The organism is Vibrio sp. D420a (genome assembly GCF_030248625.1).
GTDB lineage: Bacteria > Pseudomonadota > Gammaproteobacteria > Enterobacterales > Vibrionaceae > Vibrio > Vibrio fortis_A.
Genome location: NZ_JAHGAN010000002.1, coordinates 228905 through 252733, shown reverse-complemented (window position 1 = coordinate 252733; position 23829 = coordinate 228905). Strand labels below are relative to the sequence as shown.

Annotated in this window: 25 protein-coding genes; 3 read left to right on the top strand and 22 right to left on the bottom strand. The window is 43.8% G+C overall.

The genetic code is table 11. From position 1 onward, the window contains the following. Positions 1-59 precede the first annotated feature (59 nt). The 16 genes from KI743_RS02015 to KI743_RS01940 form a co-directional block, all read right to left on the bottom strand. Entirely contained in the window at positions 60-953 is an 894-nt protein-coding gene (locus tag KI743_RS02015) for an ABC transporter substrate-binding protein (RefSeq protein WP_285464604.1), read from the bottom strand. Continuing rightward, a complete protein-coding gene (locus tag KI743_RS02010; protein WP_285464603.1) occupies positions 953-1828 on the bottom strand; it encodes a metal ABC transporter permease in 876 nt (291 codons plus the stop codon). Before KI743_RS02010 ends, KI743_RS02015 begins: the two co-directional genes overlap by 1 nt. After that, positions 1828-2562: a metal ABC transporter ATP-binding protein gene (locus KI743_RS02005; protein WP_032552493.1), complete on the bottom strand. Its 735-nt coding sequence runs from the start codon at positions 2560-2562 to the stop codon at positions 1828-1830. Before KI743_RS02005 ends, KI743_RS02010 begins: the two co-directional genes overlap by 1 nt. Beyond that, positions 2562-3497 carry a metal ABC transporter solute-binding protein, Zn/Mn family gene (locus KI743_RS02000; protein WP_285464602.1) on the bottom strand — a complete coding sequence of 312 codons (936 nt, stop codon included), beginning with the start codon at positions 3495-3497 and terminating at the stop codon, positions 2562-2564. Before KI743_RS02000 ends, KI743_RS02005 begins: the two co-directional genes overlap by 1 nt. An 18-nt stretch (positions 3498-3515) precedes the next feature. Continuing rightward, the gene (locus tag KI743_RS01995; protein ID WP_285464601.1) at positions 3516-4082 is read right to left on the bottom strand and encodes a DUF6162 family protein; all 567 of its coding nucleotides are present in this window, start codon (positions 4080-4082) and stop codon (positions 3516-3518) included. Next, entirely contained in the window at positions 4079-4414 is a 336-nt protein-coding gene (locus KI743_RS01990) for a hypothetical protein (protein ID WP_285464600.1), read from the bottom strand. Before KI743_RS01990 ends, KI743_RS01995 begins: the two co-directional genes overlap by 4 nt. A gap of 95 nt (positions 4415-4509) precedes the next feature. After that, positions 4510-5346, bottom strand: a complete 837-nt coding sequence (locus tag KI743_RS01985) for a DUF4198 domain-containing protein (protein ID WP_150869537.1) — start codon at positions 5344-5346, stop codon at positions 4510-4512. A gap of 78 nt (positions 5347-5424) precedes the next feature. Continuing rightward, positions 5425-5943, bottom strand: a complete 519-nt coding sequence (locus KI743_RS01980) for a DUF2271 domain-containing protein (RefSeq protein ID WP_285464599.1) — start codon at positions 5941-5943, stop codon at positions 5425-5427. Between the two features lie 52 nt (positions 5944-5995). Then, the gene (locus KI743_RS01975) at positions 5996-6625 is read right to left on the bottom strand and encodes a PepSY-associated TM helix domain-containing protein (RefSeq protein WP_285464598.1); all 630 of its coding nucleotides are present in this window, start codon (positions 6623-6625) and stop codon (positions 5996-5998) included. 202 nt (positions 6626-6827) lie between these two features. Next, positions 6828-8006, bottom strand: coding sequence for a lipopolysaccharide assembly protein LapB (locus tag KI743_RS01970; protein ID WP_285464596.1), 1179 nt, complete (start codon positions 8004-8006; stop codon positions 6828-6830). Further along, positions 8003-8623, bottom strand: coding sequence for an energy transducer TonB (locus KI743_RS01965; RefSeq protein ID WP_285464594.1), 621 nt, complete (start codon positions 8621-8623; stop codon positions 8003-8005). The genes KI743_RS01970 and KI743_RS01965 overlap by 4 nt, the downstream gene beginning before the upstream one ends. A gap of 16 nt (positions 8624-8639) precedes the next feature. Further along, positions 8640-9044 (bottom strand): biopolymer transporter ExbD, encoded by a 405-nt coding sequence (locus KI743_RS01960; RefSeq protein ID WP_032552484.1) that lies wholly within the window; start codon positions 9042-9044, stop codon positions 8640-8642. Continuing rightward, the gene (locus KI743_RS01955) at positions 9041-9589 is read right to left on the bottom strand and encodes a MotA/TolQ/ExbB proton channel family protein (RefSeq protein WP_150869532.1); all 549 of its coding nucleotides are present in this window, start codon (positions 9587-9589) and stop codon (positions 9041-9043) included. The genes KI743_RS01960 and KI743_RS01955 overlap by 4 nt, the downstream gene beginning before the upstream one ends. After that, positions 9589-10962: a MotA/TolQ/ExbB proton channel family protein gene (locus tag KI743_RS01950; RefSeq protein ID WP_285464590.1), complete on the bottom strand. Its 1374-nt coding sequence runs from the start codon at positions 10960-10962 to the stop codon at positions 9589-9591. Before KI743_RS01950 ends, KI743_RS01955 begins: the two co-directional genes overlap by 1 nt. Continuing rightward, a complete protein-coding gene (locus tag KI743_RS01945; RefSeq protein WP_285464587.1) occupies positions 10962-11729 on the bottom strand; it encodes a DUF3450 domain-containing protein in 768 nt (255 codons plus the stop codon). Before KI743_RS01945 ends, KI743_RS01950 begins: the two co-directional genes overlap by 1 nt. Positions 11730-11903: 174 nt before the next feature. Next, entirely contained in the window at positions 11904-14015 is a 2112-nt protein-coding gene (locus KI743_RS01940) for a TonB-dependent siderophore receptor (RefSeq protein ID WP_285464585.1), read from the bottom strand. A 548-nt stretch (positions 14016-14563) separates the two neighbouring features. Between KI743_RS01940 and KI743_RS01935 the strand changes: the two genes are divergently transcribed. Continuing rightward, the gene (locus KI743_RS01935) at positions 14564-15865 is read left to right on the top strand and encodes a dicarboxylate/amino acid:cation symporter (protein ID WP_032552479.1); all 1302 of its coding nucleotides are present in this window, start codon (positions 14564-14566) and stop codon (positions 15863-15865) included. 205 nt (positions 15866-16070) lie between these two features. Beyond that, positions 16071-18128 (top strand): EAL domain-containing protein, encoded by a 2058-nt coding sequence (locus tag KI743_RS01930; RefSeq protein ID WP_285464584.1) that lies wholly within the window; start codon positions 16071-16073, stop codon positions 18126-18128. Between the two features lie 69 nt (positions 18129-18197). Here the strand turns inward: KI743_RS01930 and KI743_RS01925 are convergent, their stop codons facing one another. From KI743_RS01925 to KI743_RS01915, 3 genes are all read right to left on the bottom strand, one after another. Then, positions 18198-19589 (bottom strand): sensor histidine kinase, encoded by a 1392-nt coding sequence (locus tag KI743_RS01925; protein ID WP_285464582.1) that lies wholly within the window; start codon positions 19587-19589, stop codon positions 18198-18200. Then, complete coding sequence (locus tag KI743_RS01920) at positions 19586-20251, bottom strand: response regulator transcription factor (RefSeq protein WP_032552477.1); 666 nt, start codon at positions 20249-20251, stop codon at positions 19586-19588. Before KI743_RS01920 ends, KI743_RS01925 begins: the two co-directional genes overlap by 4 nt. An 80-nt stretch (positions 20252-20331) precedes the next feature. After that, the gene (locus KI743_RS01915; RefSeq protein WP_032552476.1) at positions 20332-20805 is read right to left on the bottom strand and encodes an NYN domain-containing protein; all 474 of its coding nucleotides are present in this window, start codon (positions 20803-20805) and stop codon (positions 20332-20334) included. A 241-nt stretch (positions 20806-21046) separates the two neighbouring features. Here KI743_RS01915 and KI743_RS01910 point away from each other — a divergent pair, with 241 nt between their 5' ends. Then, positions 21047-21493 carry a DUF4174 domain-containing protein gene (locus KI743_RS01910; protein ID WP_050487459.1) on the top strand — a complete coding sequence of 149 codons (447 nt, stop codon included), beginning with the start codon at positions 21047-21049 and terminating at the stop codon, positions 21491-21493. A gap of 18 nt (positions 21494-21511) precedes the next feature. Here KI743_RS01910 and cobA read toward each other — a convergent pair whose 3' ends face one another. The 3 genes from cobA to nirD all read right to left on the bottom strand — a co-directional run bounded on the left by cobA (position 21512) and on the right by nirD (position 23826). After that, a complete protein-coding gene (gene cobA / locus KI743_RS01905; RefSeq protein WP_285464575.1) occupies positions 21512-22267 on the bottom strand; it encodes a uroporphyrinogen-III C-methyltransferase in 756 nt (251 codons plus the stop codon). A 313-nt stretch (positions 22268-22580) separates the two neighbouring features. Continuing rightward, complete coding sequence (locus KI743_RS01900) at positions 22581-23387, bottom strand: formate/nitrite transporter family protein (protein WP_032552474.1); 807 nt, start codon at positions 23385-23387, stop codon at positions 22581-22583. A 115-nt stretch (positions 23388-23502) separates the two neighbouring features. Continuing rightward, positions 23503-23826 (bottom strand): nitrite reductase small subunit NirD, encoded by a 324-nt coding sequence (gene nirD / locus KI743_RS01895; RefSeq protein WP_032552473.1) that lies wholly within the window; start codon positions 23824-23826, stop codon positions 23503-23505. Between the last annotated feature and the right edge of the window lie 3 nt (positions 23827-23829).

Genomic DNA, 23829 nt, shown 5'->3' with positions numbered 1-23829 from the left:
ATCATAAATACGAAAAAGCAGCCCTCGTGGCTGCTTTTTAGTTAACGATGTTATCGAAGTTAGCTCTTAACTGGTTTTAGCTCCCAGCGTTTTAATGGCATCTGTGAGTCAATACCTGCACGTCCCCAACGATCTAACGAGTCGACCACCAAAATGCGACTTGCAGGTACCAAAGATTTAAGTAGTTTGGTTGGCTTTCGTGATGTGACTAGCCATAACGAATCATCATCTTCAAACAACGCTTTAAGATTTGCTTTGTCTTGTTCTGACCACTCTAGTTCCGCCGTGAACAATCTCTCTTCCACGAACAACTGACTGCCTGACGCAAAATCTTCAAGGCTTTCATTAAGCAACACTACGGAATCTACTTCATTATCGAGAAGTACAGCTTGTTGTTGATTGATCAGCTCGCGCACGTCCAACATGATACGTTGTAGGTTGCCATCAATCTGTTCAGCTTTCGTAGGCCAAAGCTTTTTAAAATCGTCTGCGACAATTGCCGCCATGCGAGTTAAGTTCGTCGGATTCAACCACGCATATTTTGATACTTGGCCATTCGGCAACGTCAACGCAGCCACGCCCTGTGCTCTCGGTGTAATAGCTTGTGCAGCATCTACTTCGACCAGACGAATATTGGCTTGCCTCGCATGTACAAACGTTGGGTCCTCAGGCCATATTGAGCCCAGAGTCAGCGCTATCGTTGCTTCCGCACCCGACGCCATGACTTTCGCTTGGCCTTTCGTTGAGAACCAATTCGGCAAACGTTCAATACCGTATCGCTTTGGAGGTAGGTATTCCGTTGTTAGCTCTGTGCCTTTTGTTAATTCAGTCGCCAATGCATAAGTCACAGGTGTGCTGACCAAAATATCTTCCGCATGGCTTGCTGCAGAGAATATGCACACAGTCGCTAAACTTGACGCTAGCCCTACTTTCTTTAACTTTCGATTAATCATTACGCTTTTCTCACGATTCGATATAGTGTCGCCAAAAGGAAGAAGCTTGCAGACACGATAATGATAGATGCACCTGAAGGGACAGGAAGTTTCAGCTCCATCGGTAATATGGTACCTACTAAACACGCAATGGTTGCTAACAACGCAGATAACAGCACAAAACTGCCCATGCGCTTTGTTAACAAACGAGCTGTAGCGCCTGGGATAAGCAACAGTGCGCCCACCAACACAGCTCCAACAATCTTAACCGCAGCGATGGTAACCAAGGTGATCATCATTACGAACAGATAGTCGTAGAAACTGGTGTTGTAGCCGCGCACTTTTGCGATATCAGGGCTAATACAGGTCAGTAGAATACGGTTAAACGTTGGAATCAGTAGCAAGATAATCAATGCGCAGCTTCCTGCTAGAATCGCTAAGTCGCGGTCCGTCACTGTTAATATCGAACCAAACAACACGTTCTCTAGCATATGGATGTTGATCTTACGCGCGACATACATCAAAAGCGCCGCGCCCACAGCTAACGCCAATGCTAAAAATACACCCACTAAAGTGTCATAAGGAACCTTGGTTCTGTTTCTCACGAAATGCAGTAACAATGCGAAGATCATGCAGAAGCTGAAAAGGCCAATAAACGGATTCTCTGGTGGCTCGCCAAGTAACACTCCGATAGCAATCCCTGTCAATGCGGCGTGACCAACGGCCTCAGAGAAAAATGCCAAACGCTTAGCAATAACCAAAGTACCTAAGCCACCAAGCAACGGGCCTAACAATAGAGCTGCCACCAGTGCGTTTACCATAAAGGCGTACATAAAACTTTCAGACAGTATTCCAGCCTCAACACCAGAAACCGCCAATTCACGTAACCAATCCATTACGCTACCTCCGACTGTTTGGTGTAATTCGAGCCACTGCTATAGTGTTGGAATAAGCTTTCGATTTTGCTTGGGTGCAACACTTCTTGATGCGCGCCACTGTCAACCAACCCGCGATTTACAACATGAACATTCGCTTCGAGTCGTCTTACAGCTGTAACGTCGTGATGAACAGCAAGGATTGTTCTACCCTCATCAACACACTCACGAATGAGCGACTCTAAATATCTAACACCTTGTTCATCCATGCCTGTAGTTGGCTCATCAAGCACCAAAAGGCTTGGGTTATCCAGTAGCGCTTGAGCAAACAAAACACGTTGCTGTTCACCACCCGATAGCTGTCCCATACGGCGGTCGCTACGTGTTGCCATACCGACACGGTCTAGTTGGGCCAAAGCCATTTGCAATTGCTTAGATTTACGACGCCAAAACAATGGTACACGGCTCTGGTTGAGCAATACGAAATCCATGACAGTTAGTGGTAGACTCGCCTCAAAAGTCGCTTTCTGAGGTACATAACCAATACTTGGCTTTTCTGGCCAATGGATATCGATGTCACCACTAAAAGGCGTTAAACCGAGAACTGAGCGAAGCAGAGATGTTTTACCACCACCGTTTGGTCCCATGATCACATGACACTCGCCAGAACCCAACTCAAGAGAAATGTCCTCAAGAATGACATTATTATCGTATTGGAGACCGAGCCGATTGATAGAAATTGAAGGGCCTTGCATTATGCCTTCCCTTTTTCTGATTGATTCTTAGCAGCGAACTTCATCGCTTCGATAAGGGTTTCTAAATTTTGTTTCATTTCAACTTCGACTTTGTCGTCTTCATATTCACCATGCGTCATGTGTGAGAAGCGATATAACTGAACACCGGTTTCAGTTTCAATGGTGTCGACAAAGCGGTTAGGCATATTCAGTTCGTAGAAGAGTACATCAATACCCGATTGGCGGATCTTCTCGATAGTTTCTTGAAGTTGACTTGCGCTTGGCTCTACACCGTGTGCTGGTTCAATTACCGCCGCTACGTCAACACCAAATTCTTGTAAGATGTAACCGTAAGCATTGTGAGTTGTGGCTACTTTCATCCCAGAGGTGTCTAGCTCACCCAAAGAAAGCATCGCATCACGCTTCATGTAACGGAACTGCTTAGCGTATTTGCGGGCATTCTTGCGGTAAAACTTCGCATTATCAGGGTCAAGCTTAGATAGTTCGCTAGCTATGGTGTAAACCTTTTGAATAGTCGTAGAAAGCCCAACGAAAGTATGAGGATTTACTGCGCCTTGGCCTACAGATTGCCCCAATGCAGGCAGTAGAGGCACTTCTTTATTCGCTTCAATCACCACTAAGTCGTTACGTTGTGACGCAGCAATGACTTTAAGTGCGAAATCATCGTGACCAATACCATTCACAACAATCGCATCCATCTGGCTGAGGCGTTTTAAGTCGTTTGGTTGTGGCAAGTAGTTGTGAGGGTTAAAGCCTGCATCAACCAAAGGAAGGATATTAACTTTGTCACCGACTACCGCTTTAACGTAGCTATAGTAAGGCTGAAGTGTGATGCCGACAGTCAGTTTGTTTTCATCAATTTTGTAGTCTGCGGCGTTCGTAAACATAGAGCTTAAAGACGCCCAGAATAGGACAAATAGTGTAATAATTCGCATGCGCTCTCTCATATTTTTTTAATGTGCATCATCTTCGTGATGCTGATTTACCAAAGCTTCTGACTCTGTAACCACCTGCTTCCATCCTGCTGCTGATAATGCATCAATATCGAATTTCGTTGGTGCTTCAACCTGACCTTTCAGATTAATCCAAATCTCGGGAGCGATAGAGTTCGCGTTCATCACAAAAGAGTCAGCAAAACCCGCTAGCTTCGGTGAGGCAAAATAGTAACCTGAACCTAGAAGCTTCCAGCTGTGTTCACCTTTTCTTTTCCAGCTTTGATCTTGAGTAAATGGAGCTACCCATTCCTCTTGCAGGAACTCTACATCGGGCCATTGCTCACCATTGTCTAGATAAAGATCCCTGATCTCTTCGTGGGCCAATCTAAGCTCTGCAAGCATAGCGAGGTTTTCTTGTTCAACGTCGGTAACAAGAATCTGATGCTCAAATGCGGTAGTGAAGTCAATTTCTGCTTGGTGGTATGGTATAGCAAGTGTTGCAAAGCCTAAGATAGAAGCGATGATCAGTGCCACCCATTTACCTTCTCTGCCGCCAGTATCGGCTCTAACAGACTGATTGTTCATTTCTCACTGATCTCAACGACATCAACTTCAACAGGAAACTCGTGCCCCGAATCAAACACGATGTAAAAGTCCTCGTCTGGCTTCTTGAATTCAGCGATAGAGCGTTTATCTGTCATCTCTTTGGCAATTAAATTATCTTCATAGTCAAACATTTCAACTGAATAGTCGATTGCCTTACTACCATCAGAGTAACCCGCTTCACATGCAACAATCTCGTTCTCAAACCAGCAGCTCATTAGTGGGAAGTGTGCCTGTGCTGGTAACGCGATCACGCCAAGACCCAAAGCCAAACATGGTTTAGCTAAACCGATTAATTTTGTTTTTATTCTCATAACTCTTTACCTAGCAAAGGGAAAACTCAGTGTCTTTACTGAGCAACAAAGGGCTCAAGTGAGCCCTAAATATAAAACCGTCTTTTTCAAAGGGATTATTGAAGGAGCGCTTCAAATGTTAGGTGAACATTTGAACTTGCTTTGTCCGCTAATGGGTTGTCTTTCAGTTCACCTTTGTAGTTTGCTTTCATTACGTAACGACCCGCCACATCTGGTGTAAATGTAATTTCGCCATTTTCATCGCTCACCACATCAATCTGCTCTTGGTGGTTACGATAAAGTGTACCTTCACGTGTAATTTCCGCAGTTACGCCTTTCTGAATCTCTCCGTTGTAGAAGAATTGGAAAGTCACCGGCTCACCTTCAATGATATCTGCAGGGTGAGTAATAGGTTTCATCTCAAGCAGCTTGCCTTCAATCTCAAACGCCTTCTCAGTCGGCTTACCCACGGTAATGTAGCTTTCCGCTCGGGTGTAGCTGATTTGAGTCACAACATCACGAGCCTTTTCAGGAAGTAACGCATCACGCTCTGCTTTGTTAGCGCGCATCCATTTTACGGTGTCGCGACGGCCTGCTTTATACTGCGTGTAGTAAGAAGGAACGTTGTTTACCGCTACCTTGTGAGTGCCTTCTTCTTCAAAATAGAAGTCAAAGCTTGAACGGCGTTTACCGCGGATAACAAAGTTTGGGCGCTCTTTGCGGCCATCTGGCATGATGATTTGTGCGCTTTCGCTACCAGCAGGCTTATCAAAAACAAATGTTCCGTGAGACGCTGTCACATCAAAAGTTAACCAATCGCCGCCCTCTTTAGAAACTGTAAAATGAGAAGGAAGAATCCAGCGTGGGTGTGCTTGAGCCGTTGTGGTCGCTGCAAGACCGAATGCCATAACGCCAGCGAGAGCTAACGCTTTCATCTTTGTTTGTTTCATCATGAATAAGTCCATTCTTTCTGTATAAATCGATTAATAGAGTTTTAAAGCTGCTTATGTGCTTTGTATTTCGTAGGGTGATTAATTCACTAGGTAATCTAGAGTAATTTCACCGGTTTCTTCGGTAGGCTTTAGTTGGTAGCTGACGTTTTCGCTACCGAGCATTACTTTTTGACGTAAGTAGTTACGACCACCGTGCTCACGAACCACTTCGATGTGAATCGTGTATTCGCCTTGTTCTAACTTTTCACCGCTATCACTTTTTCCGTCCCATACGAATCGGTACTGACCAGCTGGGCGCGTCGCAGAAGTAACCGCATCAACCAACTCGCGGTCGTAACGCCCTACTTTTCTCCACCAACTACGCAGATCTTTCAGCCATTCATCTTTACCCACCCACAATTCGATGGTTTTTACAGATTTACGAGAGCTATCCTCCACCCATACAGCAACATAAGGCCTTGCGTACATAGTGGTATCAATTTTTGGTAATTCGAATTGAACGTCTAACTTTGCCGATTCAGGCAACGATTGAGCCATACTGAACGTCGGAAGAAGAGAAAGCGCAATCAGAGCTTTACTCCAGGTGATTTTTTTCATTATTTAACCTTAAAAAGTCCGTTTAACTTGTTTGTAGCGCTACTAAACAGCACTACGGAACAGCAACAAAATAGATAAACCAAGACAACACAGATCCAAACAGCATCCACTTAATCGATGTATTGAGCGTTTTCTTTTTGGGAAGTAATAAACACACACCAGTGATCACGAAGAAGATCATCAAAAGCGCAGTGATATCGATGAACCACTTCCATACCTCTCCGCTATTTCGACCTTTATGCAGATCATTGAGCAAAGCGATAACGCCGTAATCTGTTGTCTCAACTTCAACGGTTTGCATCACCACATCTGCGAACACAGACGCGTTATAACCTGGTCCTTTGAAGTCCATAGAGACTTCTCCCACAACCAACTTACCGTCTTCAATTTCTGCATAGACGTCTAAACCAGAAGGTTTTCCAGACACACCCGCTTGTTCAACTAAGAACGACTGAAAAGCAGACGCGTTTGGTTCGAGTCGATCATTTTGAATAGAAAATAGGTGACTAGGTAAGGTCAGGTTATGACTTTGGATATTTGGCTTAGAGGCTTCAAAAAGCTCAGGCCTATTAAGAGTGATGCCTGTCACTGAAAAGAACAGCACCACTAGCAGAAGTGCCATTGAGATATACACATGAAGGCGGCGCGCCCACATTTGAACCGCCCTACTTTTTAACCACATACCAAACGTACCTATAATATTTATGGGCGACAATTTAGTTGATAATCATTCTTATTGGCATTCAATTTACATTGTTTACGTTTGTAAGGCTTTTGGAGTGAGAAGTGATTGAATTTAGATGTGAGATTTATAAAAAAAAGCCATCAACGTAAGTCGATGGCGTTTTAAATAGAGTTAGAACTAGGCCTTATAACTTCGAGAGTTAGGCTGCGTCGTTATTGCTTACTCTGCGGAGCTGAGACAGGTATTTGATCCAACCTTGAGCCGTTTTAGAAGACTCCAAGTTCTCTGCTTTCTTGGCATGAATCAGAGCTTTCTCGAGGTCTTTTAGTTTGTACCAAGAACGAACTTTAGCAAGCGCAACATCCGCTTGCTTATCCTTCTCTTTAACCTTATCCAGTTCAATCAAGGCTTTGCTGTAATAGCCCTGTTGCACCATGAGTTGAGCAACATTCCAGTGATATTTTGGTTTCTGTTTAGCCGCAAGAGTCCAGATTTCAATAGCTTGATCCCATTCACGTGCCAATTGCCAGTACGTTGCTTGCTCTGCAAGTAGCTGCGCGTCAGTCGATGCGTTACTCAGCTTACTGATCTCTTTTGCGGCACGCTCTGGAATACCACGTTTAGCATACAGTTGTGCCATTAAACGACGATCAGAGTCGCTGATCTCGACACCTTGTAATTCAGCCAATGCGAGTGTGTTCAACGCATCTCGACTACGATCTAATGTGATCTGAATACTCGCCAAGTAACGCCACCATTTGGCCTGGTCCGGTTGTAGAGTTATCAAACTTTCGAGCGTTTGAATAGACTGCTTCCACTGTTTGAGTTCGTATTGAGCACTAAATTTCAGTGATAAAGGCAGGAGTTCAGGTGCCTTGTTGAACTCCTCATATTTAGCAATCGCTGATAGAATTTTTTGCCAACTCTCAAGTCGATACTCTACTTGAGCAATACGTAACCAAAGCTGATCTGTCTTTTCAGTCTCCGGTACAGTTTTGACCAGCTCGTAGTAATGAGGTAAGGCTTTTTTAAACTCTTGTTCATTCAACAACAGATCAGCCAACATTCGTTGCGCAAACCAAGGTTGATCATTTAAAAGAAGCCCTGAATCAACAGCATATGTTAACTGCTTGATCGCTGCTGATGTGTTATCAGTTTGCCAATAGTAACTACCTAGCCGAAAAGATATATACGCTTTGTCGTAGGCTCGCTCAGTTTCTATACTAACCAGAACCTCTATAGCTTCTTTAATTTTCTCGTCTTGCGCTAACTGACCAGCTTTCTGCACACGTATAGCTGTATATTGACTAAGCTCCTTGGCTTCTATGACAAAGGGCATCAATATCAGGCCTGCTAACATCCATACTTTTTTCATCATTTATCCATCTTAAAGTCAATTTTAACCGTTATCCCTGTTTGAGCCACTGCTTTACCATTGACTATTTTAGGTTGGTACTTCCACTTTTTGAGCGCACGCATCGCTGCGCGTTCAAACATACGCCTAGGTTCAGCACCAATTACTTGAATATTTGTTGGGCGTCCAGTTTCATCGATAGTAAAACTCAACGAAACAAAACCTTCTGCACCACGCTTTAGTGCCTTGGCTGGATATCGAGGTTCAACACGATACAGAGGCATTACTTGTTGACTCGTACCGATATCCGAAAACGTTGGCGCTTTAATAGCAACTCCTTCGATTGCAGTGTCAACATCCAACGCTGGTAATGAAGACATCGTATTCAAAGGCGTAACGTTCGCTTGCGATGTTGAGGCTTGAGCTTCTGGTGGTGGCTCTGGCATCTCAGGCTGCTCCGGAACCGCGCGCTGTCTTCTTTGAACTTCTTGCTCCTGCTCCATCATCACCATGTTAAAGGTTAGACTTTCACTTTTATCCGGCGCACGTTGGTGGCCATTGTCCACCATCCAAGCCATAAATGAGAAAAGAGCTAAACCTAAACCACCAGCGATAGGTAGAGCGAGAAATAAGCGAATCATCTGCGAACTCCCTACGCTATCGCTGTTCAGCGGCAAGCGCTATGTTTTTAACGCCAGCACCTTTCGCTGCATCCATCACCTTAACAACAGTGCCGTTGTAAGCGTGTTCATCCGCTTGGATAACAAGTGATGCTTCAGGTTGCTCAAGCAGCAGGTGTTCGAGGGTCGCTTGTACACGCTCAACATCAATCAGACGTTTATCAATGTAGATATCATTCGCTGATGTTATCGCAACAAAGATACCCGCATCTTTTTGACTAACTACGTTGGATGCTTGAGGGCGATTAACTTCTACCCCCGACTCACGTACAAATGAGCTCGTCACGATAAAGAAGATAAGCATGATAAATACAATATCAAGCATCGAAGTCAGGTCGATTTGAGCCTCTTCGTTTTTAGAATGACGTCTTCCGAGTCTCATCGTTGACTCCTTAATGATTTTTCTAATTTTATTTCTAAGCGACTGCATACTTTCGCCAAACGAGCATGAACAAACATACCCGCTAAGGCCGCAACCATACCTGCCATTGTTGGCAGTGTAGCTAGAGAGATACCAGAAGCCATCAGCTTAGGATCGCTACTACCTTGTGTCGCCATTACATCAAACACAGAGATCATACCCGTTACTGTGCCAAGCAGACCTAGCATTGGACAGATCGCAACTAAGAGTTTGATGAAGTTTAAGTTCTGATTAAGTAATAGGCTTGCTTGACCCAACCAACCTTCTCGAATCGCTTTCGCGTGCCAAGAGGACTGGTCATGTCGTTCATTCCATTGTTCAATCCAGGCTTTACGCTGTTTTGGGAAATAAAACGCCAAGTAAAGAACGCGTTCAACCACCAATACCCAATATACGAGTACAACAGCAGCCAACCACCACAGGACGAAACCGCCCTGCTCCATGAAATCAGACAAGGATAGCAGCCAGCCACTGGAAAATAGTGAACTAGACAACAAGATATCCATTACGCCGCTGTCCCCATTGGCTCAACATCCGCCTTTGGTTGGGTCGCTTTTTCAGCTTGCTCAGCAACTAAACCAATACCCTGTTTCTCAAGAATGTTACGAATATTCTCTGATTGAGTACTCAATAAGTTGTGAGCTAATAGCAGTGGCATTGCAGCGACAAGACCAAGAACTGTCGTTACCAGTGCCATAGAAATACCACCAGCCATCACTTTCGGATCGCCATTACCAAACTGAGTAATCACTTGGAAAGTTTCGATCATACCTGTCACAGTACCTAATAGACCAAGCATTGGTGCCAGTGCTGCAAGAAGCTTAAGCATCGACAAGCCTTTCTCTAAATGCGTTTGCTCATCTACTACCGCTTCAAGCAGACGCAGTTCTAACGCTTCTACAGTTTGCTTTTGCTCTTTATTGTATACCGATAGGATACGACCTAGAGGGTTGTTACCTGGCTGTTCTGGCTTCTTAAGCTGAGAGCGGATCTTTTGTCGAGCAACCGCAAGTGCGATACCACGGAAAAGCGCAATAATAAGACCAATCGCAAGTAGACCAAGAATCACCTTACCAACAACACCACCTGCTTCTAGACGATCTTGAAGTGTTGGTGTCAGCGCAAGTTGCTCCAGCATGAAACCACGAGATGGATCGACAACGATGTTCGACGGAGTACCCGATGCTAGTGTGCTCAGTGACGTAATCGTTGGGCCGTTATCCGGTTGTTTAAAGTAAGCAATAGCGTCGTTACGTTGTGTGTTCCAGTTAACGTAACCTTGCTCTGTCACTAGACCCAATGAACCAATACGGTAAGCATCAACTTGACTCGTTGTACCTTCGCCATCGATGAATGCGATCTGATTCTTCGTCAGTTCGCTACTCGCTTGAATCTGCTCAGACATGCTTAACCACAATGCAGTAAGTTGTGGCATAGAAGGAAGAGATTTCGCGTCGATGATTTCGTCAACGGTTGAAGTATATTGTGCGCGATCAACACTGTTTACTGTGTTGTGAAGTTCAACTTCAAGTTCTTTGGCATTTTGACGAACAACACCAAATAGTTCACCAAGGCTGCCTGTCTCTAGGCGTAGCTTCTCTTCTAGACGTGCTAGTTTATCTTCGTTGTCGCTAAACGTTTTAGTGAGAACATCTGTCTGCTCTTGGATTTGCTTACGCTTAGTTTCAAGATGAGTGCGAAGCGCTTTTAGTTCTTTCTCTGTTTGTTTAAAGCCAGATTCACGAGCAACGTTATGCGATGCTTGGGCTTTATTTTCAGTCGCAGCTTTACCAACAAGTTCGCTAGTGTTTGCGTTAGCAAGGCCAGAAAGAGTCAGTGTAGAGATACAAAGTAAGGTTGCTAAAGGTTTCAGTTTCATTATTTAGCCTCCGCAACAGTCAAAGATACAGGAAGAGTGATCAGGCTTGGCGCCGCCTGCTGGCTTGCGATATCAAAAGCCTTGTCTAGATCAGATTTCATTGAAGCATCTTGAGCTTGCCATTGATTTGCTACTTGATTCCAAGACCAGTACTGAGTGCCATTCAGGTTGCGAGCAACAAGAGAAGCGCGACCTAAATGAAGTACGTCTGCCTCAATCACTTTGCTGTCGCTCAGCTCGATACGTCCTTGGTAAACACCCAGCTTAATGCCGTAGTCCATTTCAATTTGGTACGCTTCAAGAATACGACGGTATTTTTCTGCATCGCTAACATCAGCGCGTGTCATCATAGCTTTCAGCTTTTCGACACGTTCTAGACGTTGTTCCTTTTTAATTGGTACATCTTTCTCAACCAATACCTGCAAGCCATCAATCATCTGATACATCAGTGGCACAACACCTTGACGTGTGTACTTGATCTCATCGATCTGAGCATTAATGCTGTCAGCTTCTTTATTTTGGCTTTCAACTAAGGCCGCTAGGTGGTCGTGATAAATTTCTAGGTTTTTCACTTCTTCCTGTAAGCGCTCAATTTCCGCTTTGAGGGCTAAGCTCGTTTCAGCGCTTTTATCGATAACCTTTTGGCTTGCAGCCGAGGCGTTGTTGGTCTTGTTTTGGATAGCTTGCGCTTGATCTAAGCTGCTTGCTATTGAAGACGTTGCCATCATGCTAATCGCTAGGGCAAGACTGGTTTTTAGAAGATTCATAGTTGTCGTCAATTACTTTAGAAGAAGTTCAAATGAATTTTATTGATAAACACTCTCATTATCATTAAAAGTCACTCGCTTGGCTAGGGATATTTTTTAAATAAACAACGAATAAAGGGGAAAGCCAAAACTTCCCCCTATTCATTAACTTAACGTTTATTGTTCAGTAACAAATTAGTACTTAACTTGTAGCGTCGCCATGTAGTTGCGACCTTCGCCAACCACTACACCACTTGTGCTACCACCCTCTAGGTAGTCAGTATCAAATAGGTTTTCTACATTGAAACGAGCTACGAAGTCTAGATTTTCGTCATATTTAAACGTGTGTGCAACACCCATATCTACACGAGTATAAGCATCTTTCTTAAACGTGTTTGCACTCTCAGCATAACGCTCGCCTACGTGGTAAACACCTAGGTTTACATCTGTACCGTTATTGAATGCATATGTAGACCAAATGCTAGCTGTGAACTCAGGCACATCAGCTGGTGTTTTACCTTCTAGAGCAGGATCATTTTTGTATTCTGCATCTAGGAACATTGTCGAAGCGCTTAGAGAGAATGCTTCTGTTAAGTAACCAGTCGCAGCAAGCTCAGCACCAGTGTGAACCTGTTCACCCACTTGCGTTGTGATTTGGTCAGCACCATTTACTGGAGTTGTTAGGTCTTCTGTCACTTGCATGTTCGACTGCGTGATCTGGAATAGTGCGCCAGAAACAAACAAACGCTCATCGAATAGCTCCCACTTAGTACCTACTTCGTAAAGTGTACCTTTCTTCGCATCTTGCTCTTTACCGAAGTTAACATCACTTGAATCAGAAATTTCACTTACTGGCTCAAAGCTCTCAGAGTAAACCGCGTAGATAGAGCCATTTTCTGCTGGCGAGTAGATTAGACCCGCTTTAGGAAGAATGTTGTTGTAGCTTTCTTCTTTATCAGAGCTGCTGATTGTCTTATCGTAAGCGAAACGAACACCCGCAAGAACCTGCCACTGTTCATTTAGAGTTACTAAGTCTTGTACATATAGACCGTAGTGTTGGCTCTCAGAATGAGATACTGAGGTATCATTCTTGTAGCTGATGTCTGATGGCATGTCGAAGCCGTTACCACACTCCTTGATCGCTTCCGCTTCTGTTGCATTTTTACATGCGTAGCCTGATGCGTACAGACGCTTGTAATCGTAATGAAGACCGTTAGCACCAACTAGTAAACGGTGATTTACGCCAAATGCATCAAAGTCGCCAGTGAAATCAACGTAAGCTGTGTCAAATGTCCACTCGTCATGACGGTCCGAAACTTTGTAGCCGTACTCGCTGCCAGTTTGGTAGACAGTATTATTAGACTCTGTACGTTGACGCTCGTAGAACTGACGTGAGATCCCCGTCTTTACAGACCAAGTTTCATTGATGTTTGCCGCAATCGTTGCACCGTAGTTTGCTACATCGTTGTCTGTCTGCGCAAAACGTTGGTCGTTAACGATATCTGGGTTGATCACTTTACCCGTAGTTGTATCGATCTTTGAACCATTGTCTAGATCACCTAGCTCTTGAGTACGGTCGTAGTGTAGAGAAAGCATCACATCTTCGTTAATGTCGTAATCAACGAATAAGCCACCAACAAAACGTTCTGTTTCTACATCAGTGCCATCAAAGCGAGTGCGGTATGAATCTTGATTTTCTTGAGAAACGATAACGCGAGCGCGAAGTGTTTGATCATCGTTAAGAGAACCGCTCACGTCAGCAACAGTGCGAGTGTAGTTATCAGAACCGATATCTTGGCTCACGTTCACTTGTGTCTCGTAAGTAGGCTTCTTAGCTACCATGTTTACAAGACCACCAGGTGCAGACTTACCATATAGTAGACCTGCAGGGCCTTTCAGTACTTCTACTCTTTCTAACAATTCAACAGGTTGGCGGTAGTGTGACCAGTGTTGTACGCCATCACGCAGGTAACCTGAGCTACTTTCAAGAGAGAAACCACGTAGGCTAAAACGTTCACGGTTCGTTGATTTCGAACCTGCAGAAATAGAAGCATCATTCTTTAGTACTTCACCTAGCGTGCTAGCACGTTGCTCATCGATAATTTGCTCATCAATGATTGAAACTTGTCCTGGAGTCTCTAGCTGAGTTGCCTCCATGCGCATTGCTGTTGTGTTAGTGTCTGCCTTGTAACCGTAGTCACGGCCTTCAACAACCATATGCTCATCTGTTTTTGCTGTTTCTGCTAATACAGCTGGTGACGCCAATACTGCGCCAATCACCAAAGCCAATGGGCTTTTTGAAAACATGTCCTTTTCTCCGACTCTTTTTTATTATTCAAGCAACTGTCCTTTCGGTACGTTGCTTGATCTACCGTTTCCGGTACTACTGAATATTTCGGAGGGGAATATAAGTGATAACCATTACTATTTGCATTAAATTTACAATCTTTGCATTTGTAAAGTTATGTAAAGGCGTTGCGGTAACTGCCCGTTTTATTAGGTTATTTACTCAGTTACCGATATTGGATTCACGCATTATTCGCTTAAATGTCGAATCAGTGCGATTTCAGCCGCAATCATGCGTTAAAAGCCATTAAGTCGATACGAAATCATCCTTTCATATGTAACTCGATCCACTTCACTGATTATTGAGAAGGCCATTAAAAATCAGTAACAAATGTTAAATATAATGATCTAACTTTGTGTTTATTTTGTTTTTACCGATAAAAATCAGGTGACTTTGATCACATCTATAATTCTGTCCAACAATTTTGTTTTTTTATTTAATCTTGCGACTGCTAATCTGCCGCTCACTTTGAAAGGTCTCAAAGTTATAATTAAAAGGAGTGTTCTAAATGAATACCAAGAAACCTATGTCTCTGACCGGCCGCGTTATTCTCGGTATGGTCGCAGGTATCTTAGTGGGATTCGCCATTCAATCCCTATTTGCAGAAAGTGGCTTTGTTAATACATACATTGTTAACGGACTATTCGAAGTCGGCGGCAAAATCTTTGTTGCCAGCTTAAAAATGCTTGTTGTTCCTTTGGTCTTTGTATCACTAGTATGCGGTACTAGTTCTTTGAAAGACCTATCTACGTTGGGTCGTATGGGCGGTAAAACACTGGCTCTTTACATTGGTACTACAGCGGTTGCAATTACCCTTGCTCTAACAATCGGTAATTTCTTCCAACCTGGTGCTGGTGCTGACCTAACCGCAGCTAGCTCGTTCAAATCAGCTGATGCGCCTTCTCTAGGCCAAGTCATCATCGACATGTTCCCAACCAACCCTATCCAAGCGATGGCAGAAGGTAAAACACTTCAAGTAATCGTATTCGCGGTATTGTTTGGTATTGCAATTAGTGCAGCGGGCAAGCCGGGTGAACGTATTGCAGCTGTATTCCAAGATCTTAACGAAGTAATCATGAAGCTTGTTGCGCTACTGATGAACCTAGCTCCTTACGGTGTGTTCTTCTTGATGGCGAAACTGTTCTCTGGTCTTGGCTTGGGTGCGATTTGGAACCTTGCTGAATACTTCCTAGTTCTTGCGGGTACCCTTGTACTTCACGGCCTAGTGACTTACAGCTTAATGCTAAAAGGCTTTACTGGCCTAAATCCAATTACGTTCCTACGTAAAATGGAAGACGCTATCATGTTCGCATTCTCTACGGCTTCTTCAAACGCGACAATTCCTGTAACAATGGAAACAGCGAAGAACCGCATGGGTGTTGATAACAAAGTAGCTTCGTTTACTGTACCTCTAGGCGCGACAGTAAACATGGACGGCACAGCTATCATGCAGGGCGTTGCAACAGCGTTCATCGCTCAAGCGTACAACATCGACCTATCTATGACTGATTACCTAATGGTTATCATGACAGCTACCCTAGCCTCTGTAGGTACAGCAGGTGTTCCTGGTGTTGGTCTGGTTATGCTAGCAATGGTTCTTAACCAAGTTGGTCTACCGTTAGAAGGTATTGCTCTTATCATGGGTGTTGACCGTCTACTGGATATGATCCGTACTGCGGTTAACATTACAGGTGACAGCGCAGTCTCTATTATTGTTGCTAAGTCAGAAGGTGCATTCGACGAAGCACGCTTCAACGACCCTGCAGCAGGTGAAAAAGAAGAGCAAGTGAATCTAGCTCGCCAGGCATAATCTCTTTTCACGAAATAATTCAACGCCGCTTCTCATGAAGCGGCGTTTTTGTTTTCCTTTCACCATCCATAACCAACCAATCGCATTTAGCTGTAAACATATGTCTCATATATGAAAATCATTGCTTCATATTTACATAAAATCATAGATAGCTCTCGATTAATTGGTACAATAACCGTTAAATCATCTCGGTATAAGTGCTCATATGGATCAAGAGCTTACGAACAACAGAAAACGATTCTTACCAACAGCAAGATTGGTATTAGCGAATCAGATGCTTGCGATACGTGAAGGGCTTCTTTGGATCCTTCCTTGCCTGATGATCTCTTCTCTCATTTTATTCTGTGCCTCTATCGGTGAGTTTACCGTTGGCAAAGATAGATATTGGGTTCAAACGCTCTATAACGCTTCTCATCAGTTAAATACGATATTCCCTATCCTTTTGACTGCTGCGCTCTCTTACATCTTAGCGATGCAATGGCGTCTGCCTCGCCCACCTATCGCGCTTATCTCTATTGTCTATCTTGCGCTGTTCCATCAGACATTCTCTGACGTAAAAGTCACGTTTGAACTCATCATTTCGGTAGTAACTCCACTCTATAGCATTCCGCTGATTGCTTTCTTCTATCGAAAGAAATGGCTAAAAATTGTAAGAAGTGAACAAGTAGGAAAAACGGTAAAAGATTCACTCAACCTTATTGTGCCTTCAATCATTGCTGCAGTTTTAATGTTAAACGTCAGCTGGTTACTTGTATCACTCTTCAGTTATTTCCTTGATTTTGGTGGGCTTGACCACCTGTTCGAGTACTCCTCGCTAGCATTCGGCGTTTTGTACTCACTATTTAACTCCTTCTTGTGGTTTATCGGCATCCATGGTTACTACGCACTGTTACCTTGGATCGATGTTTTGATTGCAGCGGTGCCTGAGCAAGCATCACTGACTCAAAACACCCCAGCAGTAAATCACTCTATGATGGCTATCTTTGTTTTTATTGGCGGTTGTGGTGGTACATTGGGCTTAGTAATCTCACTGCTGTTCTTTGCCAAAGACAGAGCCTCCAAACTGATCGCGATAGCCGCCTTACCGTTGGTACTTTTAAACATCAATGAGATCCTATTGTTCGGGCTTCCAATCATCTTTAATCCGCGACTATTTTGGCCCTTCCTTATTGTTCCTGTCGTAAACTTAGTCATATCTCATACGGTGCTCACTGCGGGCCTTGTGACGATACCATCGGTTGTTGTCCCATTCAGTAGTCCGGTACTCTTTAATGGTTGGTTGGCGACTCAGGGGGATTTCAATGCGGTGTTACTGCAATGCTTTCTAATCTTGGTTGACCTTGCTATTTACACGCCATTTGTAATGCGAATGAACAAACTCAATCTAGCCGACCGCATCGCATTTCCATTTTTTGATTCTAGTTACTCTAGACGCCGTGAAGAGGCCGACGTATTGAGTGCAGATAGAGTCTCTGAAAAAGTGAGCCAGCAAAAAGCGACACTGGAATTAGAACAAGGTTTACGCCGCTACGCTCAAATCGATTTCTGTATGGAGTATCAACCTCAAGTTCAAACCGCATCAGGCAAAGTGATTTCGTGCGAAGCGTTAATTCGAGCTAAAGACCCAATGTCCGGTGAGATACTCTACCCTGGTGCATTCCTTCCTTATTTCGAGCAAGCGAACATGATGCCAGATATCGATTTATGGACGGTCAAAAAAGTTGTGTCCGACCTCAAGGTCTCTCAGGTAAACCAGTGCATGCTACCAACCAGTATCAACATCACACCCGAGACACTGCTAAATAAAGAAGTTATGAACCGCATCTGTCGAACTATAGAGCCCGTCGCCGAATGGGTCAGTATTGAGATTACCGAGGAGAGTCTAGTTACAGACACAACTAAAGTGTTGGAATCACTCCAACGCCTCAAGAAGCTTGGGTGTAAGATCTTCCTAGATGACTTTGGCGTTGGTTTTTCATCTTTGAGCTATCTGAATCAGTTTGATGTGGACTGCATTAAAATTGACCGTAGCTTTGTGTTAGCGCTAGGCAACGAAAAAGGCAAACGGGTCTTCTACGCAATGTTAAGAGTCGCTCAAGAGCTGGATTTAAGTTGTGTGGTGGAGGGCGTTGAAACTCAACAGCAACTCGATTTAATTCCTCAGAACGACTCTATCTCGATACAAGGTTGGTATTATTCGAAGTCGCTCTCTCTTACAGCGCTGCAGCATTATGTCAAACAAGCCAACGCGACAGCGGCGTAGAGTAGAAACCAAAGCGGCCCCTTAATACAGGAGCCGCTTTCATGTCATCTATCGCGTTTTCTTTTTAATTCAAGGCTGTACTGGGAACATAAGATTGATCCTCAATCCTCCTTCCGATTTGTTCTCTGCCTTTACATGACCATTCATCACTGCCATCGATTCTTTAACGATAGCTAAGCCTAAACCATAACCGCCTGACTTTTTATCACGCGCTGATTCTAGGCGAGTGAATGGGCTAAACACACTCGAAAGTTGCTCATCTGGAATACCTGGACCATTGTCTTCTATTGAAATGACAGTGTAACGCTTGGTCGAACTTTCTTCGTAGTAATACGTGGTCAATGCAATACGCGCTTCTGGTCCTGCATATTTAATGGCATTACCAACAATATTTCTCACTACACGAAGGACAAGCCTTTCATCAAGGTCGACACTTGGTGTCTGATTCGACAAATGAGCCACCAGCATTTGCTCACCTTTAAGGTCGTGTTGCATTTCAGAAACCAGCAGAGAACAGTAATGTTCAACGTTCATAGAAGTAACATCAGCGTCATAGCGTGCATTCTCTAAACGGCTATATTCGAGAATTTCGCCAACGAGGTCATTCATCTCCTTGGTTTCATTCTCAAGTCTATCAATCAGGCGCGCCGATTTATCTTCAACACTGTTACGTAGCAGGTGCAACACTAAGTTTTGTCTTGCCAGTGGGGTTCTTAGCTCATGAGAAACATCACGAATTAGCCGCCGTTGCTTCTCACCTAGCGACTTAATCTCTTGTGTCATATGGTCGAAGTCACTTGCTAGTTCGTTAAATTCCCGAGTGTTCGATTTCAACTCAGACACAACCTCGACAGAGAAATCACCTTGCGCTAATCGACGACTTGCTTCGCGTAATCGATCTAAAGGCTGTTGGAGACGCCTTGAGAGGATCTGAGAGAACAAAATCAAAATGACAAAAGCAATAAACACCTTCATCAATGAAGAGTATGTCGAAAAGGTATGAGCCGGGTGAAAGTACCTCGGAAACTGAACCACTAACAGGTTGTCATGTTTCAAAGGAATACCAAGAATAGGTTGATTTACTTGCGCATCAAGCTGGTGATCCAGATCCCTTAAGAATCTCAGTTTGAACTCAAAGTGTGGGTGCATGTGGCGATGGGTAATTGGATGTTTATCTTTATCGAGCACGAATAGATAGTACTCTTGTGCATTGGCCCAATCCGCCAATTCATCCATATCCCCTTCTTCAATCAAGATGTCCGCTTGGTAAGCCAGATCTAACATATCTGACTTCACTGAGTCTGGAACTTTCAGCAAGGCTCTCATCAGCGCCTTTTCCGCGATACCCTGAAAGATAAAAATGCTGACAATAATGATTGTTAGGTAGGCAAACAGCTGAAACGTCAAACCGTCCTTGCGTTTCTCAATAAAAGAAGGACAACGAAAATAACTTGAACTCATGCACTTACAGACTCTAAGTAACTGTAGCCTTTGCCGCGCACCGTTTTAATGTGCTGCTTTGAAATACCCGCCTGTACTAACTTACGTCGAATGTTGCTGATATGCATATCAAGGTTGCGATCGAATGGGCACAACTCTCTCTTAAGCACGTGAACTTGAAGATCAGACTTAGAAACAACAATGCCATTATGCTTAATCAGGTAATCAAGCAGGTCTTTTTCTGTTCCAGTCAGAGGTATACGAGCCAGTTGCTCACACAAGCCTTCGTTCGAGCTTGCAACAGATTGACGCTGACGCTCGAATCCAACGCGACGAAGTATCACTTTAATACGAGTCAGGAGCTCAGGCACATTGAATGGCTTAGCGATGTACTGATCGGCACCCGCTTGATAACCGTCTAGCATGGAAGCGTCATCATTAAGCGCTGTTAACATAAGAATCGGAGTGGCAAAGCGCTGGCAAATGCGTCTTGCCACCTGTAACCCGTTAAGGTTCGGCAGCATCACATCCAGTAGAACCAGATCTACCGGATTCTGCTGAATAAACTCCAATGCACTCTCGCCACAATGGACCTTATCAACATGATAACCCTCTGCTTCTAACACTTCAGAGAGCAATTCACATAACTGAATATCATCGTCAACCACTAAAATGCGAGACATCACCACCACCTATTAAATAATAATGGTTTGCATTTTAATTATCATAAAATTGATTTCAATTATAAAATTGCACTATTTGGCTACATTAGGAGATCTTTCTCGATTGGAACAAATTTTGTTGCAGAATCGATGAGATTTTGAGCTGTTAACCCCGGTACACCGTAGACTTCCACCTTTGTATTGAAGCGTGATTTCATACGTTCAACTAAGATCTCGAAGTCCCCATCACCAGAAACCAGAATGATCGTATCGACAGACTCCGCCAACTCGATTGCATCTAACGCAATACCGACATCCCAATCGCCCTTAGCACTGCCATCACGTCGTTGAATGAAAGGTTTTAGTTTTACATCGAAACCCACACCGCGGAGGATATGATGGAACTGACGCTGTTTTGGATCTTGGCTAGAAATTGCGTAAGCATTAGCTGATACGACGTTTCGCCCCGTGGTTGCCACATACCAAAATTGGTTGTAATCGAAATTACTTCGATACTTATCTCTTGTTGTGTAATACACGTTTTGAACATCAACCAGAATCGCAATATTTTCCATGTATGGTGCCTGTGGCGCTATGCCTTTATTTGGTTCTTAAAAATAAGCCTTTACCCTATTCGATCTGCTTAATAAATGCGAGTCGCTTATCGTTGATTTTGAACCTATCAACTATGCTTTACGTATCGGCATTTAATCATTGCTTGATTATTGTGCAGAGTTTGTTGCTCTCGTTTTCAAAAACAGTTTTTTAGAGCGTTTTTAGTGGCAACAACACGCGTTGTTTGAAAGGAGTCATAGGATGTTAGGAAGATTACTCGCTATTGCAGGCATCGTTGCTTGCTCTCACACTGCCCTCGCCTACCCGGCCTATGAACACTCACACAGTTTGCCACATCGCAGCGTTATCTTATTCGCGCCAGACCAAGACACTAAGGTCAAAGAATTTATGAATAGTGTTTTGATCAACAACTGCCAAATCGATGAACGTGACATTGTGGTTATGGTTATTGCCGAGAACGGTTACACCATGCCTAGTTGGTTAAAAGAAGAGTTCAACTTAGAAGCGGTTAAGAAAATCTATGAGATCCCCAAGGGTAAGCACACAGGGATTCTGATTGGCAAGGATGGTAAAGAGAAACATCGATGGAGTGGTACAACCGATTGGGCATTCTTAGCTAACTTCATCGACCAGATGCCGATGCGCCAGCAAGAGATGCAGCGACAATCCAGCCGCTGCAGCATCTAGGCAAGCAAATAGAAGTTGTTATTGTTGGTTGAACCAAGCCAGCTTCTCGTGCAGTTGAGCAACACTACCAACGACAATCAATGCTGGGCTCTTAGCTTGTGAAGCGAGCTCAGCCAAATCTCCCAAGCCACCTCTAAAGACTCTCTGTTCCTGACGCGTACCATTTTCGATAATTGCTACAGGCATATCTTGACGCATGCCGTTGTCAGTCAGGTTTTTCTGAATATTTGGACTCTCTTTCAGTCCCATGTAGAAAACGATGGTGTGGTTGTGTTGAGCCAGTGATTTCCAGTCAATATCTTCACCGTCTTTCTTAAGGTGACCCGTAATGAACTGTACGCTTTGTGCGTGATCACGATGCGTTAGAGGGATACCGGCATAAGCAGTCGCACCGGCAGCAGCCGTAATCCCGGGTACAACCTCAAAAGCAACATCATTCTCAGCAAGGGTTTCACACTCTTCGCCACCACGGCCAAAAATAAATGAGTCACCACCTTTCAAACGTACCACGCGCTTGTTTTCTTGAGCTTTAGTCACAAGTAGTTGATTGATTTGATCTTGTGGTACGCAGTGATGATCTAGTTTTTTACCAACATAAAGCATCTCTGCATCTGGGTTAGCCATCGCTAAGATTGCCTTAGATACGAGACGGTCGTATACCACAACGTCAGCTTGTTGAATCACTCGTGCGGCTTTAACGGTTAATAAATCAGGGTCGCCCGGACCGGCACCCACCAAAGAAACGAAACCTTTTTCTACTGCTTGCTCACTCATTGCTTACGCCTATTTTAATTATTTTGCTGTAATTCACTGTATCAACAAGAAAACATCTCGTCGATCACAGTTTTTGCATATTTCATAACTAATTGAATTAACGTTTTTGGTAATTCTCGTTGCAATTCTTTATCACTGGTTGTCGTACTCTTTAAAGCATAGTGAATATTGATGTTCACAACCAAAGAAGGTAACGATGCTTGAGAAGGCAAACGAGATTAAGAAGATAAACGAGGTAAAGAAGCTAAAAAGGCCCCACAGTATACTGCAGGGCCTTTCCGTTAATTCATTCGCTTAATCACTCTGGTCAGGATTATTTAATCGCTGGCGCTGTTTTAGCGTGAGTTAGGTAAAGTGGGATACAAGTCATCACTAGACCACCAACGATGTTACCTAGGATTGTTGGGATAAGGTTGAAGTTCAACCAAGTCGCAATACCGAAGTCAGCACCTAGAATCATACCTAGTGGGAATAGGAACATGTTTACTACTGTGTGCTCAAACACTAGTGCGAAGAAGATGAAGATTGGGAACCACATCATCGCAACTTTGCCAGGCATAGAACGTGCAGTCATGTTACCAATTACACCTAGACAAACCATAAGGTTACAGAAGATACCGCGTACGAAACACGTAATCCATCCGTCCATACCCATGTTTTCAAAACCTAGGCTACGCGCAGTTGAAACCGCAATGAACTTTTGAGCTACTGCATTTGGATCTAGAGAAAAGTTACCTGTTAGAGAAACAGCAACCAAGAAAGCTACAAGTAGAGAACCAAGCAGGTTACCTAGACCAACAAGACCCCAACAACGGAAGATTTTACCCCAAGTGATACCTGGACGATTATCGAACTTAGCTAGTGGTGCTAGACCGAATACACCCGTTACCAAGTCGTAGCCCATGATACTTAGAATCACAAAGCCCACTGGGAACACTAGGGCACCAACGATACCGATACCTGTTTGTACGATAGTCGTAATCGCGACTACAACAGCAAGTGAAAGGATCACACCAGCCATCGTGCCTCGTAGAATAAGATCACGAGTACTTGTTTTTGTTTTCGCTTCACCAACATCGATCATGGTTTGTACGAATTCTACAGGTTTTAAAGCAGACATAAATTGCCCTTACTAAAAGTTAAAAATAAAAGTTAAAATTGGATAGGAAAAGGCTCTAGTTGTCGTCATGACAATCATCACTCGCTAGAGCCCTTGAACTATCAAATCTTAGCGATTACGCCGCGACTTCTACTGCACCTTTAACAACACGTGCTTTGTAAGATTTCACGCTCATACGCTCATCTTCCATGCACAAGCCAGTCGCTAGATTGAAGCGCTGCTTCTTCAGCGGACTTGCAACCCATAGCTCGTCTTTGTGCTCAACGATAAGGCCGCGAGAAAGCACATTTGACTGGAAGAATGGGTCCATATTGTTGATTGCGAACACTTCTTCTGTTGCACGTGGGCGGAAGATTGCTACTTGCTCGCCGTTTAGCAGTGCCACAACACCAGTACCTGGGATGATGTCTTCGATTTTACAAACTTTTGTAAATGCCATGAT